Origin of the sequence: Streptococcus parasanguinis, assembly GCF_019929185.1 — a bacterium.
Classification (GTDB): Bacteria; Bacillota; Bacilli; order Lactobacillales; family Streptococcaceae; genus Streptococcus; species Streptococcus parasanguinis_O.
This window is the reverse complement of record NZ_JAHZPC010000002.1, coordinates 248,230-262,324: the sequence shown is the minus strand read 5'-3', so window position 1 is coordinate 262,324 and position 14,095 is coordinate 248,230. Positions and strand designations below refer to the sequence as shown.

The following is a 14,095-nucleotide window of genomic DNA, read 5'->3' as shown; positions in this document are numbered from 1 at the left end:
CCCTACTCAACTGTGCGGAGGTGGGACGACGAAATCGAATTCTAACGAATTACCGATTTCTGTCCCACTCTCTTTTTTGCTCCCATAAAAGAGTAGTTCTTTTTCTTGAAATTTGATATACTAGTAACAGAACGAGAAAGGGATTGACCATGTTTGAGAAACAAGAAAGAACAGGCTTGATTGTCAAGTTGTATTACAATCGAGATGGGAAAAAATTACAATCTGTCGGAGATGTCTTGTACCATTCTAAGAAATGCCGTTATGTTCAATTGTATGTGGACAGTGACAAGGCCGATCAAGTCATGGAAGACTTAAAGAAAGAACGTTATGTCAAAAAGGTCTTGCCTTGCCATCTCAAAGATTTAGATACAGATTTTGTGGGGAGTTTACAACGATTGGAGACCCCATCTGTGGTCACAGAAGTTTAGAAAACGCAATCATTTGATGGATTGCGCTTTTTTTATTGACAATTGTCAGATAATTCGGTATATTCTTAATGTATTTATTTTAAGATTCATTTAAGGAGATCATTACAAATGAAGAAAAAATTTGCTCTTTCATTTTTAACCATTGCAAGTGTCGCTCTTCTTGCTGCTTGTGGTGAAGTTTCTACTTCAGGTTCAAACACAACTGGTAACGAAATCGGCAAAGAACTAAAAGTCGGTTTTAACTTTGAAAAAACTGGTGAAGTAGCAGCCTACGGTAGCGCTGAACAAAAAGGTGCTCAATTGGCCGTTGATGAAATCAACGCTAAGGGTGGAGCTGACGGTAAGAAGATCGTTGTCACAGATAAAGATAACAAATCTGAAACAGCTGAAGCAGCTACAGTCACTACAAACCTTGTCACTCAATCAAAAGTGAACGCTCTTGTAGGACCTGCAACTTCAGGTGCTACTGCAGCAGCGGTTGCCAATGCTGGTAAAGCAGGTGTTCCATTGGTTACACCATCTGCAACTCAAGATGATTTGACAAAAGGTCAAGATTACCTTTTCCGTGCAACCTTCATCGATAGCTTCCAAGGAAAAATCATTGCCAAATACACAACGGATAACTTGAAAGCGAAGAAAGTCGTTCTTTACTACGATAACTCATCTGACTATGCGAAAGGGATTGCTGAAGCCTTCAAGAAATCTTACAAAGGTGAAATCGTAGCAACAGAAACCTTCCAATCTAAGGATACAGACTTCCAAGCTGCCCTTACAAAAATCAAAGATAAAGACTTCGATGCGATTGTTCTTCCAGGTTACTACACTGAAACTGGTAAGATCGTAAACCAAGCGCGTGGTATGGGAATCAAACAACCAATCATTGGTGGGGATGGATTTAGCGATGCTAAGTTCGTTGAACAAGCAACACCTGCTGCAGCTACAGATATCTACTACGTAGCTGGATTCTCTACTGAAGGTGAAATGACTGATAAAGCCAAGAAATTCGTAGAAGCCTACAAAGCGAAATACAATGAAGAACCTTCAATGTTCGCAGCTTTGGCTTATGATTCAGTTTACATGGTTGCAGAAGCATCTAAAGGTGCTAAGAACTCTGTCGAATTGAAAGATAACCTTGCGAAGTTGAAAGACTTGGAAGGTGTGACTGGTACAATGTCAATTGACAAGAACCACAACCCGGTTAAATCAGCTCTTATGATTGGCTTGAAAGATGGTAAAGTCAAATCAGTTGAGTCTGTAAAACCATAATTATCATTTGTTGTTTGTACAAGAGGCTGGGAGAATGAAAATTCCTGGCCTCGCTCTTTATTGTTAGAAAGGATGGTTCAAATGCTCCAGCAATTAGTGAACGGTCTAATCTTGGGAAGTGTCTATGCACTCTTGGCCCTTGGTTATACCATGGTGTATGGAATTATCAAATTGATCAACTTTGCCCATGGGGATATCTACATGGTAGGTGCCTTTATGGGATATTTCTTATTGAACTCATGGAAAGTGAACTTCTTTGTAGCCTTGCTCCTAGCAATGGTTGGGACAGCTATTTTAGGGGTTGTAATTGAATACCTGGCTTATCGTCCGCTTCGTCATTCGACTCGGATTGCTGCCTTGATCACAGCCATCGGGGTTTCCTTCTTGCTTGAATATGGGATGGTCTTCTTCGTAGGGGCCAATACCCGTTCCTTCCCGCAAGTGATTAAAACGGTTCGTTACAACTTCGGTCCTATTTCAATCTCCAATATTCAGTTGATGATCTTGGGAGTGTCTGTTTTCTTGATGGTTGCTCTTCAATTTATTATTCAAAAGACAAAGATGGGGAAAGCCATGCGGGCTGTATCTGTCGATAGTGATGCCGCTCAATTGATGGGGATTAACGTAAACCGTACGATCAGCTTTACCTTTGCTTTGGGATCAGCCTTGGCAGGTGCTGGTGGTGTCTTGATTGGTTTGTATTACAACTCGATCGAGCCTTTGATGGGGATGACACCAGGGATCAAAGCCTTTGTCGCAGCCGTTCTTGGAGGAATCGGAATCATTCCAGGTGCGGCCCTAGGTGGATTTGTTATCGGTTTGTTGGAAACCTTCGCTACAGCGATCGGTCTTTCAGACTTCCGTGATGCCATTGTGTATGCCATCTTAATTGTGATCTTGCTCATCCGTCCAGCAGGTATCCTCGGTAAAAATGTGAAAGAGAAGGTGTAAGCCATGAAACAAAATTTAAAAGTGAATTTAGTCTGGCTTGGTCTTTTGGTCGCAGGTTTTGCCTTGATCCAAGTCTTGGTTGCAGCGGGTGTGCTCAACCTCTTCTATATCCAAATATTAGAACAAATTGGAATTAATATTATCCTTGCAGTTGGCTTGAACCTCATTGTTGGTTTCTCAGGTCAATTCTCGCTCGGGCATGCCGGATTTATGGCGATTGGTGCCTATTCTGCAGCCATTCTCGGTTCTAAATCACCAACCTATGGTGCTTTCTTTGGCGCGATGGTTTTAGGTGCTTTGATTGCTGGTGTCGTTGCCTTGATCGTTGGGGTTCCAACCCTTCGTTTGAAAGGGGACTACCTCGCGATTGCGACACTTGGGGTTTCTGAAATCATCCGGATCTTGATCGTCAATGGGGGTACTCTCACCAATGGGGCTGCTGGGATCCTTGGTTTGCCAGCCTTTACAACTTGGCAATTGGTTTACCTCTTTGTTGTCATTACAACGATCTTTACGATTAACTTCTTACGCAGTCCAATTGGACGCTCTACCCTTTCTGTTCGTGAAGATGAAATCGCAGCAGAATCTGTTGGGATCAATACGACCAAAGTCAAAGTCATCGCCTTTGTATTTGGTGCGATCACAGCGGCGATTGCTGGATCTCTCCAAGCTGGCTTTATCGGATCTGTTGTTCCTAAAGATTACTCTTTCACCAATACCATTAATGTCTTGATCATTGTCGTGTTTGGTGGTTTGGGATCAATGTCAGGAACAGTTGTAGCAGCCATCGTCTTGGGTATCTTGAATATGGTGCTTCAAGACTTCTCAAGTGTACGTATGATCATTTACTCATTGGCTTTGATTCTCGTGATGATCTTCCGTCCAGGTGGTCTTCTTGGAACATGGGAATTCAGCTTGAAAAAACTACTCTCAAAAAAGGAGGCTAACTAATGGCACTTCTTGAAGTAAAAAATTTAACAAAAAACTTTGGTGGTTTGACAGCCGTTGGGGATGTGACCATGGAACTCAATGAAGGGGAATTGGTTGGTTTGATCGGACCCAACGGTGCCGGGAAAACAACCCTCTTCAACCTCCTAACAGGGGTATATGAACCAAGTGAAGGGACCATTACCTTAGATGGTCAGCTCCTAAATGGTAAAGCACCTTATAAAATCGCTGCAGGTGGTCTGGGACGTACTTTCCAAAATATTCGTCTCTTTAAAGATTTGAGCGTGTTGGACAATGTCTTGATTGCCTTTGCTAATCACCACAAACCACATGTCTTTGCGAGTCTTTTCCGCTTGCCAAGCTATTACAAGAATGAAGAAGCTTTGAAAGCAAAAGCCCTTGAATTGTTAGCGATTTTTGGTTTGGAAAAAGAAGCAGATACCTTGGCCAAAAACTTAGCTTACGGACAACAACGTCACTTGGAGATCGTTCGTGCCCTTGCTACAGAGCCAAAAATCCTCTTCTTGGATGAGCCTGCTGCAGGGATGAACCCTCAAGAAACAGCAGAATTGACCCAATTGATCCGTCGCATTCAAAAAGAATTTAATATTACGATCATGCTGATCGAGCACGATATGAGCTTGGTTATGGAAGTAACAGAACGGATTTATGTATTGGAATACGGTCGCTTGATTGCCCATGGTACGCCAGATGAAATCAAGACCAACAAACGCGTAATCGAAGCCTATCTAGGAGGTGAAGCCTAATGTCTATGTTAAAAGTTGAAAATCTTTCTGTACACTATGGCATGATCCAGGCTGTCCGTGATGTCAGTTTCGAGGTAAACGAAGGGGAAGTTGTTTCTCTTATCGGTGCTAACGGAGCTGGGAAAACATCTATTCTTCGTACCATTTCCGGTTTGGTGCGTCCAAGTGCTGGGAAAATCGAGTTTTTGGGTCAGGAGATTCAAAAGGTTCCGGCTCAAAAGATTGTAGCAGCGGGACTCTCTCAAGTTCCAGAAGGTCGTCATGTCTTTCCAGGATTAACTGTTATGGAAAACTTGGAGATGGGAGCTTTCTTGAAGAAAGATCGAGAAGAAAATCAAGCTAACTTGAAGAAAGTCTTCTCCCGTTTCCCACGTTTGGAAGAACGGAAGAACCAAGATGCAGCAACCCTATCTGGTGGGGAACAACAAATGCTTGCAATGGGTCGTGCACTTATGTCGACGCCAAAACTCTTGCTTCTGGATGAACCTTCTATGGGATTGGCCCCAATCTTTATCCAAGAAATCTTTGATATCATCCAAGATATCCAAAAACAAGGGACAACTGTTCTCTTGATCGAGCAAAATGCCAACAAGGCTCTTGCCATCGCAGACCGCGGTTATGTTTTGGAAACAGGGAAAGTCGTTCTTACCGGAACAGGAAAAGAACTCTTAGCCTCAGAAGAAGTCCGCAAGGCCTACCTTGGTGGATAAGATTTCTAAAGTTCACTAGAATAGTAAAAAGAAAGGTCCTGAAGACCTTTCTTTTTTCATCTTTCTTGTTTGATTTTTCTAAATTTTGAAAACAAGAGAAAACTGCTGAAAGCGTTTGAAATCATTCTTAAAATCAAGTATAATAAAACTAATAAAAGCATAGGAGAACTTGTTATGGCTGTTAAAGATTTTATGACACGTAAAGTGGTTTACATTAGTCCAGATACTACAATTGCCCACGCGGCAGATTTGATGCGCGAACAAGGTTTGCACCGTTTGCCAGTCATTGAAAACGATAAATTGGTTGGTTTGGTGACAGAAGGTACGATTGCAGAAGCAAGTCCATCTAAAGCAACAAGCTTGTCTATTTTCGAGATGAACTATCTGTTGAACAAGACTAAGGTTAAAGATGTCATGCTTCGCGATGTCATTACCGTCTCTAAATTTGCGAGCTTAGAAGATGCGACCTACCTCATGTACAAGAACAAGGTGGGAATTCTTCCAGTCGTGGACAATGACCAAGTATCCGGTGTCATCACAGACCGTGATATTTTCCGTGCTTTCCTTGAAGTATCGGGCTATGGAGAAGAAGGAGTTCGTGTTCGCTTTGTGACAGAAGATAAGGTTGGCGTTCTAGAACAAATCATTCACTTGATTGTAGAAGAAGGGTATAACATCGCCAATACAGTCAATATCCCAACCAAAGACGATCGTGTGGTTATCGAAGTCCAAATTGATGGGGTGACAGATCTAGAAGGAATCCGTAGTAAATTTGAAGCCAACGGTTTGAAAGTTGATGAAATCACTCGAACAACCGCAAAAGCTATTTAATAAAAAAATCAGGCTGGATGACAATCCAGTCTGATTTTTCTATTAACGGTTAATGGGTTGTTTTTCTTTATCTAAAGTGAAGCCTTCGCCGAGAATTTCATGGGCTTCAGAAATGGTGATGAAGGCGAATGGATCGATCTGATTGATGATGTCTTTCATTTGTTTCATCTCATTCCGTGAAACGACACAGTAGACGATATCCAGGTCCTTACGGCTGTAATAGCCCATCCCGCGGATAAAGGTAATCCCGCGACCCAGATCGTCGGATACTTTTTGGGCAATTTCTTCTGGTTTAGATGTGACGATAAGGAAGCCTTTTCCAGCAAAACCACCTTCTCCAATCAAGTCGATCACAAGGGTGTCAATCAGGATAAAGAAGAGGGTGTACATAGCTGTACGGACATCTTGGAAGACAATGACCACAGTTGTCAGAACAATGGCATCTACAATCAACATGAGTTTTCCCATGCTGAGGGAAGTGTATTTGTTAAAGATGCGAGCGAGGATATCAGTTCCTCCCGTAGTTCCCCCAGCATTGAAGATGATCCCTAGACCTAAACCAAGGACAACCCCTGAGGCTATACAGGCAAGCAGAATATCTCCTTTAAAGGCTGTAAAGATAAAGTGATGGTAGTGGTGGCTGAGGGGCATGGCCTCAAAAATTGCCATCCATGCCGAAACCGAGAAAGTCCCAAGTAAGCTCAGGTAAAGAGATTTCTTGCCCAGCAGTTTCCAAGCCAGAACGAAGAGAGGTATATTGATCAGCAAGTTCATCAGAGATACGGGGATTTTTAAGAGGTAATAGGTGATCAAGGTAATCCCTGTCGCTCCTCCTTCATAGAAGTGAAAGGGAATGACCAAAAAATAGATCCCAAACGAAAAAATGCCGGCCCCCAAGATGATAGCCAGAATATCTTTAAATTTAAACATGATAGGTTGTCTCCTAAAACTTTATAAGATCATTGTAACAAAAAAGTGAAAAAATGAAAATGACTTTGAAAAATTTTCTCTCCTAAAATACAAGATTTTTACCCTTATTTTTGGTAAAATAAAAAGTAGAAAACTAGAAAGAGGATACTATGGTAAACGGTACATTAATTTCATTTGAAGGTCCAGAAGGAGCGGGGAAATCATCGGTCCTAGAAGCCGTTTTGCCTCTACTTGAAGAAAAAGGAATTCCTTTTATTACAACCCGTGAACCAGGCGGTGTAGACATTGCAGAAAAGATCCGCCAAGTCATTTTAGATCCAGACCATACTAGTATGGATGCCAAGACCGAGTTGTTGCTCTATATTGCTAGTCGCCGGCAGCATTTGGTGGAACGCGTCTTGCCGGCCCTTGCAGCTGGGAAAATCGTCTTGATGGACCGCTTTATTGATAGCTCGGTCGCTTATCAAGGGTATGGTCGCGGTCTGAGTGTGGAAGATATCGAATGGCTCAATCAATTCGCGACAGATGGTCTTAAACCAGATCTCACCCTTTACTTTGATCTGGATGTCGAAGAAGGGCTCGCCCGAATTGCGAAAAACCAAGAGCGGGAAGTCAATCGTTTGGATTTGGAAGGTTTGGAGCTTCACCAAAAAGTCAGACAAGGTTATTTGGCCTTGTATGAAAAGGAACCAGAGCGCATTGTGAAAATCGATGCCAGTCAATCCTTTGAAGCAGTCTTTGCAGATGTCTTGGCTGTTTTAGAAAATCGCTTGGGGATATTGAAATGAAGCTAGAAGAGATCCAACAGCTCCAGCCAGAATTGGTGGAGCGCTTCACCCAGATCTTAGAACACAAACAGCTCAGTCATGCTTATCTCTTTACGGGTTCTTTTGCCAGTTTTGAGATGGCTCTCTTGCTAGCTCAGAGTCAATTTTGCGAAGATTTGCAGGGAGTCTGGCCTTGTGGCAAATGCCGTTCCTGCCGCTTGATTGCAGAAGAAGAATTCTCAGATGTAAAGATCGTGCGTCCGGTCAACCAGATCATTAAGACGGACCGTATTCGCTTGCTCGTTCAAGACTTTTCTCAATCAGGGTTTGAAGGAAGTCGGCAGGTCTTTATCGTCCAAGATGCGGATAAGATGCATACCAATGCGGCCAACTCTCTTTTAAAAGTCATGGAAGACCCCCAGAGTGAGATCTATCTCTTCTTGTTGACATCCGATGAAAACTTGATCTTACCGACTATCAAGAGTCGGGCCCAGCAGGTCCATTTTCCTAAAAAGCAAGCCTACCTAACTAAACTGCTAGAAAAAGAAGGCTTGATCAAATCACAGGCAAATTTAGTAGCTCGTTTTAGTTTTAGTCTCGAAGAAGCAGAGCAGCAAAAAAAGAATGCTACGTTTTTTGAACTGGCAAAAGTTTGTGATCAGTTCATCGAACGGTGTCAATCCAATTTGAATCGTGCTTATTTGGAAGTGACCCGTTTAGTGAGCCTAGCAGATGATAAGGAAAAACAAAGCCAGGCCTTTCGTTTGATGGAGTTGGCTTTAGAAGAGCAGTTGCGCTTGAGTAGATCCCAGCAGTTGCTTGATAAATTGAGTCTTGCTCGCAGGATGTGGAAGGCCAATGTTTCTTTTCAAAATGCTCTAGAATATATGGTTTTGAGCTTAGAAAGTTAAGGAGTCAGAATGAATAAAAAAGAATTATTTGATGCTTTAGACGGCTTTTCTCAGAATTTGTTGGTCACCTTGGCTGAAGTCGAAGCCATCAAGAAAAATTTGAAACAAGTCATCGAAGAAAATACAGCTCTTCGCTTAGAAAATGATAAATTGAGAGAGCGTTTGGGGGAAGTGGAGAAGACTTCATCCGCAAAGTCACAACACCATGGTCGTGAAAATTTGCAACGTATTTACAACGATGGTTTTCATATCTGCACTTATTCCTATGGTCAACGCCGTGAGAACGATGAAGAGTGTATGTTTTGTGACGAGTTGTTATTTAGGGAGTAAGCATGCAGATCCAACGAAGTTTTAAAGGGGAAAAGAAAACTGGGGTGCTTTACTTGGTCCCAACACCGATCGGTAACCGGGAGGATATGAGTTACCGCATGGTCCAGACCCTAAAGGATGTGGACTTGATCGCAGCTGAGGATACTAGAAATACAGGCCTCTTGCTCAAGCATTTTGAGATTGCGACACCCCAGACCAGCTTTCATGAGCACAATGCCATGGAGAAAATTCCAGATCTGATCGCCCATTTAGAATCTGGAAAAGACTTAGCGCAAGTCTCAGATGCAGGACTCCCTAGTATTTCTGACCCTGGTCATGATTTGGTCAAGGCAGCGATTGAACGCGAGATTCCTGTCGTAGCTGTGCCTGGTCCTAGTGCAGGTATAACGGGTTTGATTGCCAGTGGCCTAGCCCCTCAACCTCATATTTTTTATGGATTTCTGCCTCGCAAAGAGGGGCAACAGAAGGCATTTTTCCAAGAAAAAGTGGCCTATCCGGAGACCCAGATCTTTTATGAATCGCCTCATCGAGTGAAGGCAACCTTAGAGAATATGTTGGCTGTCTATGGGGATCGTCCTGTTGTCCTGGTTCGTGAATTAACCAAGATCTACGAGGAATATACTCGCGGCAGTATTTCTGAGTTAGTCGCATTTCTTGAAGAAAATCCTCTCAAAGGGGAGTGCCTCTTGATCGTCGAAGGAGCCAAGGAAGAAGAGCTAGACCTAGAAGAGGTCGACTTGATCCAAGAGATCGATACCTTGGTCCAAGAGGGCATGAAGAAAAATCAAGCAATTAAACAGGTCGCAAAACAATACGGCCTGCAAAAGAGTGAGCTCTATGCTCGTTACCATCAAGACTAGGAAAGGTTGAAAGCAGGATGGAAATTAGAATGGCTTATCCCAACGAGATTAAGCGAATTATGGAAATCATCCAAGATGCCAAGGAAAGCCTGGCTCAAAGACAGGTTGACCAGTGGCAGGATGGCTATCCAGATGAAGAGATTATTTTTGAGGATATTCTAGAAAGTCGTGGCTATGTGGCAGTTGAAGATCAGGAAGTTGTCGCCTATGCAGCCGTCCACAAGGGAAATGAAGCGGCCTATAATGAGATTTATGATGGCAAGTGGGAGCATGACAATTATATGTATGTCACTTTTCACCGCGTCGCTGTAGCCAAAGAAGCTGCTGGCAAAGGGGTAGCGCAGACCTTCCTTCAAGGTTTAATAGAAGGGGAAAAAGGACCAGATTTCCGTTGCGATACGCACCCGGATAATCTGGTCATGCAACATTTGCTTGAAAAATTGGGCTACCATTATTGTGGAAAGGTCCCTATTGATGGCGTCCGTCTGGCTTATCAAAAGATCAAACGAAAAGCAGAAACTAGTCTATTCCAAGTGGTCTCAGAAGAAGATCGCTGGGACCAAAGAGCAGAAGCGGCCTACAATGACTCTCTATCTTAAACAATTTTATGAAAGTCCTATGGGGCTTCTTTCGATCATTGTCAGTGAGGAAGGCCTTGTAGAGCTTGATTTTTATGATCCGAAAGAGGATGCGCCTGATCCCTATGGGGCGCTGGAGCAGGTCCATCCCTACCATGAGAAGGTGAAGGAGTGGTTGGACCATTATTTTGCGGGAGATCCAATCCCTATCAGCTTTCCACTAGCGCCACAAGGAACAGCCTTTCAAGAGCGAGTGTGGCAGTTATTGCGAGAGATCCCATATGGTGAGACCAAGACCTATGGCCAACTTGCCCAGGATCTTTCTTGTGGTTCAGCCCAGGCCGTGGGACAGGCTGTTGGACGCAATCCCTTGACGATCTTAGTCCCTTGTCACCGCGTGATGGGAAAAGATGGACAACTGACGGGCTATGCGTCTGGACTCGATCGCAAACGCTGGCTCTTACACCATGAAGGAATTATCTGGAAGGAGAAATAAAATCGATGTATACCTTTATTGAATACCCAAAATGTTCGACTTGTCGAAAGGCTAAATCAGAATTGGACGGTCTCCAATGTGAGTTTCAAAGCCAAAATATTGTCACAGAAACACCTACTAGCAAAGAATTGCAAGACTGGATGGCAGCGTCTGGCCTACCGATCAAGTCTTTCTTTAATACTAGCGGGATGAAATACCGGGAACTCGGTTTGAAAGATAAGGTGGATCAACTGACAGTGAAAGAAGCGGCGGATCTCCTTTCTTCAGACGGTATGCTAATCAAGCGGCCTCTGCTTGTCAAAGACGGAAAAGTGGTTCAAGTGGGCTACCGGAAACCATACGCAGACTTAGGTTTGTAAAAGAAAAGGGAGTTGGGCTCCCTTTTCTTTTTGTAGTGAAGATGATATAATCATACGAGTGAAATCAATGAAAGAGAGTCAAGCATGAGTATTTTAGAAGTGAAAAATTTGAGTCACGGTTTTGGGGATCGTGCGATTTTTGAGGATGTGTCCTTCCGTTTGCTAAAGGGAGAGCATATCGGTCTTGTCGGGGCCAATGGTGAGGGGAAATCGACCTTCATGAGCATTGTGACGGGTAAAATGCAACCTGACGAAGGGAAGGTGGAGTGGTCTAAGTACGTGACGGCAGGTTACCTGGATCAGCATTCGGTCTTAGAAGAAGGACAAACGGTTCGCGATGTCTTACGGACCGCTTTTGATGAGTTGTTCACAGCTGAAGCTCGCATCAATGACCTCTATATGGCCATGGCGGAAGAGGGAGCCGATGTCGATGCTTTGATGGAAGAGGTTGGAGAACTCCAAGAGCGTCTAGAAAGTCGTGATTTTTATACCTTGGATGCCAAGATCGATGAAGTGGCGCGTGCTCTTGGGGTCATGGACTTTGGCATGGACACGGATGTGACCTCCTTGTCAGGAGGGCAACGGACCAAGGTCCTCTTGGCCAAACTCTTACTTGAGAAACCAGATATCCTTCTCTTGGACGAGCCAACCAACTATTTAGATGCAGAGCACATCGATTGGCTCAAACGCTATTTGCAGAATTATGAAAATGCCTTTGTCCTCATTTCTCACGATATTCCTTTCTTGAACGATGTGATCAACATCGTCTACCATGTGGAAAATCAGCAGTTGACCCGTTATTCTGGGGACTACTACCAATTCCTCGAAGTTTACGAAATGAAGAAATCGCAATTGGAAGCGGCTTATGAGCGTCAGCAAAAAGAGATTGCTGATTTGAAAGATTTCGTAGCCCGCAATAAGGCGCGTGTGGCTACACGGAACATGGCCATGTCTCGTCAGAAGAAGCTGGACAAGATGGAACTCATTGAGTTGCAAAGTGAGAAACCAAAGCCATCCTTTGAGTTTAAAAATGCCCGCACTCCGGGACGCTTTATCTTCCAAGCTAAGGATCTCCAGATTGGCTATGACCGTCCTTTGACCAAGCCTTTGAACTTAACGTTTGAACGCAATCAAAAAGTTGCCATCATCGGGGCCAATGGGATCGGGAAAACCACTCTCTTGAAGAGCTTGCTAGGAATCATCCCACCGATTGCTGGAGAAGTAGAGCGGGGAGATTACCTAGAACTTGGCTACTTCGAGCAAGAGGTCGAAGGTGGCAATCGCCAGACACCGCTTGAAGCAGTCTGGAATGCCTTTCCAGCTCTCAACCAAGCGGAAGTCCGTGCCGCCCTTGCCCGCTGTGGCTTGACCACCAAACATATCGAGAGCCAAATCCAGGTGTTATCCGGTGGAGAGCAAGCCAAGGTACGCTTCTGTCTCTTGATGAATCGTGAAAACAATGTCTTGGTACTAGACGAGCCAACCAACCACTTGGATGTAGATGCCAAAGAAGAATTGAAACGGGCTCTGAAAGAGTACAAAGGATCGATTCTCATGGTTTGCCACGAACCAGACTTCTATGAAGGCTGGATGGACCAAATCTGGAACTTTAATGAATTGACGTAAAGACAAAAAGAGAACCGCATGGTTCTCTTTTCAGATTCTTTTTAGAAACTTTCCTTAGGTGAGTACGGAGGTTAGGTGAAATTATCCAGTGGATGATTTCAGCAATCCAGGAAGTTCCATGACTAATTATTGAGCCTAAGGTCTCAATAATTCCGTGTGCCTGAAACAAATCTGTTTCAGGCACTTTTCTCACGGTGGAAAGTTTCAGTAGATGAATGACTTAAATAATTAGAATTCATTTTTTTACCAATGAATCTATTAGCTAATTTTATGTAAAATGTTTATCAATATCTTAAAAAGAGAACCTCTCGGTTCTCTTTTCATTATTTCTTGAAATTGTAGTCTTTTAAGATCTCGATTTTTTCAATCTTGATGTCTGTTTTTGGTTTGTCCTTATCATCAGTTTCGGCAGAGGCGATTTTATCCACCACATCCATGCCATCGATCACTTGGCCAAAGACAGTGTAGTTACCACCATCGAGGGTTGGATTTCCACCATTTTTATAAGCATCGATGATCTTAGCTGGGAAGCGATCAGTTGGGAGTTTACTTGAAATATCATCCTTATTTTGGTTGATATAGAATTGACTGCCATTGGTATTTGGACCAGAATTGGCCATGGCAAGGGCTCCACGAAGGTTGTAAAGGTATGGAGAATACTCATTCTCAAAACCAGTACCTGAATCTTTGGATTTGTCTTTGCCCTTCCAGATGGATTCGCCACCAGTACCATCTCCCTTAGGATCTCCAGTTTGGATCATAAAGTTGTTAATGACACGGTGGAAAAGTAAGCCATTGTAGTAGCCTTCTTTTGCATGGGTCAAGAAGTTTTCAACTGCAAGGGGCGCATATTTAGGGAAGAGCTTCACAGTGATATCGCCTTCAGTTGTTGTGATTTTAACCTCTGCTTCGTCTTCAGCCACATCAGTTGAGAGTTGTGGGAAGACGGCATTTTCATTGGTCATGGCATCGTTAAAATCTTTGCGCAGTTGTTCTAATTTCTTTTGTTCTTCTTCAATTTTCTTTTGATCTTTTTCACTAGAGCTAGAAGTTGCTGTTTGCTCTGTCTTTTCTTTGCTTGCACTTGAAGAGCTAGCGTCTGTCTTATTGGACGAACAAGCTGTCAAAGCCAAGCCGGAAAATAATAGTAGTGCGATTAATTTTTTCATATTCTTCCTTTCCAACATAGTTGTCTTTCTCTATTGTACCTTAATTTTGCGATACTTTCAAATCTGGACGGGATTCTCTATTTTCTGAGGTTGTTTCAAGACCGATAACATTTGATAAATCACTAATTAAGAAGGAAGTTGCGTATAGATGGAAAATTCGGTATGATG

The 14,095-nt window shown here is 43.2% G+C and carries 17 protein-coding genes; 15 read left to right on the top strand and 2 right to left on the bottom strand.

What is annotated here, in order from left to right; genetic code table 11:
* Positions 1-149 precede the first annotated feature (149 nt).
* The 7 genes from K1I56_RS02675 (at position 150) to K1I56_RS02645 (ending at position 5,901) form a co-directional block, all read left to right on the top strand.
* Positions 150-428 (top strand): DUF2129 domain-containing protein, encoded by a 279-nt coding sequence (locus tag K1I56_RS02675; RefSeq protein ID WP_023918810.1) that lies wholly within the window; start codon positions 150-152, stop codon positions 426-428.
* A gap of 108 nt (positions 429-536) precedes the next feature.
* Positions 537-1,694 (top strand): ABC transporter substrate-binding protein, encoded by a 1,158-nt coding sequence (locus K1I56_RS02670; RefSeq protein ID WP_023918808.1) that lies wholly within the window; start codon positions 537-539, stop codon positions 1,692-1,694.
* A gap of 81 nt (positions 1,695-1,775) precedes the next feature.
* On the top strand, positions 1,776-2,645 hold the full coding sequence (locus K1I56_RS02665; RefSeq protein ID WP_021153669.1) for a branched-chain amino acid ABC transporter permease: 870 nt from the start codon (positions 1,776-1,778) through the stop codon (positions 2,643-2,645).
* Between the two features lie 3 nt (positions 2,646-2,648).
* The gene (locus tag K1I56_RS02660; RefSeq protein WP_003008278.1) at positions 2,649-3,596 is read left to right on the top strand and encodes a branched-chain amino acid ABC transporter permease; all 948 of its coding nucleotides are present in this window, start codon (positions 2,649-2,651) and stop codon (positions 3,594-3,596) included.
* Positions 3,596-4,360 carry an ABC transporter ATP-binding protein gene (locus K1I56_RS02655; protein ID WP_003005595.1) on the top strand — a complete coding sequence of 255 codons (765 nt, stop codon included), beginning with the start codon at positions 3,596-3,598 and terminating at the stop codon, positions 4,358-4,360. The genes K1I56_RS02660 and K1I56_RS02655 overlap by 1 nt, the downstream gene beginning before the upstream one ends.
* On the top strand, positions 4,360-5,070 hold the full coding sequence (locus K1I56_RS02650) for an ABC transporter ATP-binding protein (protein ID WP_003005434.1): 711 nt from the start codon (positions 4,360-4,362) through the stop codon (positions 5,068-5,070). Before K1I56_RS02655 ends, K1I56_RS02650 begins: the two co-directional genes overlap by 1 nt.
* A 174-nt stretch (positions 5,071-5,244) precedes the next feature.
* Positions 5,245-5,901, top strand: coding sequence for a CBS domain-containing protein (locus K1I56_RS02645; protein ID WP_003005183.1), 657 nt, complete (start codon positions 5,245-5,247; stop codon positions 5,899-5,901).
* 42 nt (positions 5,902-5,943) lie between these two features.
* Here K1I56_RS02645 and K1I56_RS02640 read toward each other — a convergent pair whose 3' ends face one another.
* Positions 5,944-6,831, bottom strand: a complete 888-nt coding sequence (locus tag K1I56_RS02640; RefSeq protein WP_223141680.1) for a YitT family protein — start codon at positions 6,829-6,831, stop codon at positions 5,944-5,946.
* A 149-nt stretch (positions 6,832-6,980) separates the two neighbouring features.
* Here K1I56_RS02640 and tmk point away from each other — a divergent pair, with 149 nt between their 5' ends.
* The 8 genes from tmk (at position 6,981) to K1I56_RS02600 (ending at position 12,758) form a co-directional block, all read left to right on the top strand.
* On the top strand, positions 6,981-7,619 hold the full coding sequence (tmk, locus tag K1I56_RS02635; protein ID WP_049472085.1) for a dTMP kinase: 639 nt from the start codon (positions 6,981-6,983) through the stop codon (positions 7,617-7,619).
* Positions 7,616-8,509: a DNA polymerase III subunit delta' gene (locus K1I56_RS02630; protein WP_223325164.1), complete on the top strand. Its 894-nt coding sequence runs from the start codon at positions 7,616-7,618 to the stop codon at positions 8,507-8,509. The genes tmk and K1I56_RS02630 overlap by 4 nt, the downstream gene beginning before the upstream one ends.
* A gap of 9 nt (positions 8,510-8,518) precedes the next feature.
* The gene (yabA, locus tag K1I56_RS02625) at positions 8,519-8,839 is read left to right on the top strand and encodes a DNA replication initiation control protein YabA (RefSeq protein WP_003005416.1); all 321 of its coding nucleotides are present in this window, start codon (positions 8,519-8,521) and stop codon (positions 8,837-8,839) included.
* A gap of 2 nt (positions 8,840-8,841) precedes the next feature.
* Positions 8,842-9,699: a 16S rRNA (cytidine(1402)-2'-O)-methyltransferase gene (gene rsmI / locus K1I56_RS02620; protein WP_070587045.1), complete on the top strand. Its 858-nt coding sequence runs from the start codon at positions 8,842-8,844 to the stop codon at positions 9,697-9,699.
* A gap of 17 nt (positions 9,700-9,716) precedes the next feature.
* Entirely contained in the window at positions 9,717-10,298 is a 582-nt protein-coding gene (locus K1I56_RS02615; RefSeq protein WP_031576369.1) for a GNAT family N-acetyltransferase, read from the top strand.
* The gene (locus tag K1I56_RS02610) at positions 10,282-10,773 is read left to right on the top strand and encodes a methylated-DNA--[protein]-cysteine S-methyltransferase (protein WP_223325162.1); all 492 of its coding nucleotides are present in this window, start codon (positions 10,282-10,284) and stop codon (positions 10,771-10,773) included. The genes K1I56_RS02615 and K1I56_RS02610 overlap by 17 nt, the downstream gene beginning before the upstream one ends.
* Positions 10,774-10,778: 5 nt before the next feature.
* Positions 10,779-11,132, top strand: a complete 354-nt coding sequence (locus K1I56_RS02605) for an arsenate reductase family protein (RefSeq protein WP_223325160.1) — start codon at positions 10,779-10,781, stop codon at positions 11,130-11,132.
* Between the two features lie 84 nt (positions 11,133-11,216).
* Positions 11,217-12,758, top strand: coding sequence for an ABC-F family ATP-binding cassette domain-containing protein (locus K1I56_RS02600; RefSeq protein WP_223325159.1), 1,542 nt, complete (start codon positions 11,217-11,219; stop codon positions 12,756-12,758).
* Positions 12,759-13,081: 323 nt separating this feature from the next.
* Here K1I56_RS02600 and K1I56_RS02595 read toward each other — a convergent pair whose 3' ends face one another.
* Positions 13,082-13,927: a peptidylprolyl isomerase gene (locus K1I56_RS02595; RefSeq protein ID WP_118095442.1), complete on the bottom strand. Its 846-nt coding sequence runs from the start codon at positions 13,925-13,927 to the stop codon at positions 13,082-13,084.
* Positions 13,928-14,095 lie beyond the last annotated feature (168 nt).

Bases quoted from the DNA above. Each gene is read 5' to 3' on its own strand.
- K1I56_RS02675 (WP_023918810.1), top strand. From the start codon at position 150: ATGTTTGAGAAACAAGAAAGAACAGGCTTGATTGTCAAGTTGTATTAC.
- K1I56_RS02670 (WP_023918808.1), top strand. From the start codon at position 537: ATGAAGAAAAAATTTGCTCTTTCATTTTTAACCATTGCAAGTGTCGCT.
- K1I56_RS02665 (WP_021153669.1), top strand. From the start codon at position 1,776: ATGCTCCAGCAATTAGTGAACGGTCTAATCTTGGGAAGTGTCTATGCA.
- K1I56_RS02660 (WP_003008278.1), top strand. From the start codon at position 2,649: ATGAAACAAAATTTAAAAGTGAATTTAGTCTGGCTTGGTCTTTTGGTC.
- K1I56_RS02655 (WP_003005595.1), top strand. From the start codon at position 3,596: ATGGCACTTCTTGAAGTAAAAAATTTAACAAAAAACTTTGGTGGTTTG.
- K1I56_RS02650 (WP_003005434.1), top strand. From the start codon at position 4,360: ATGTCTATGTTAAAAGTTGAAAATCTTTCTGTACACTATGGCATGATC.
- K1I56_RS02645 (WP_003005183.1), top strand. From the start codon at position 5,245: ATGGCTGTTAAAGATTTTATGACACGTAAAGTGGTTTACATTAGTCCA.
- K1I56_RS02640 (WP_223141680.1), bottom strand. From the start codon at position 6,831: ATGTTTAAATTTAAAGATATTCTGGCTATCATCTTGGGGGCCGGCATT.
- tmk (WP_049472085.1), top strand. From the start codon at position 6,981: ATGGTAAACGGTACATTAATTTCATTTGAAGGTCCAGAAGGAGCGGGG.
- K1I56_RS02630 (WP_223325164.1), top strand. From the start codon at position 7,616: ATGAAGCTAGAAGAGATCCAACAGCTCCAGCCAGAATTGGTGGAGCGC.
- yabA (WP_003005416.1), top strand. From the start codon at position 8,519: ATGAATAAAAAAGAATTATTTGATGCTTTAGACGGCTTTTCTCAGAAT.
- rsmI (WP_070587045.1), top strand. From the start codon at position 8,842: ATGCAGATCCAACGAAGTTTTAAAGGGGAAAAGAAAACTGGGGTGCTT.
- K1I56_RS02615 (WP_031576369.1), top strand. From the start codon at position 9,717: ATGGAAATTAGAATGGCTTATCCCAACGAGATTAAGCGAATTATGGAA.
- K1I56_RS02610 (WP_223325162.1), top strand. From the start codon at position 10,282: ATGACTCTCTATCTTAAACAATTTTATGAAAGTCCTATGGGGCTTCTT.
- K1I56_RS02605 (WP_223325160.1), top strand. From the start codon at position 10,779: ATGTATACCTTTATTGAATACCCAAAATGTTCGACTTGTCGAAAGGCT.
- K1I56_RS02600 (WP_223325159.1), top strand. From the start codon at position 11,217: ATGAGTATTTTAGAAGTGAAAAATTTGAGTCACGGTTTTGGGGATCGT.
- K1I56_RS02595 (WP_118095442.1), bottom strand. From the start codon at position 13,927: ATGAAAAAATTAATCGCACTACTATTATTTTCCGGCTTGGCTTTGACA.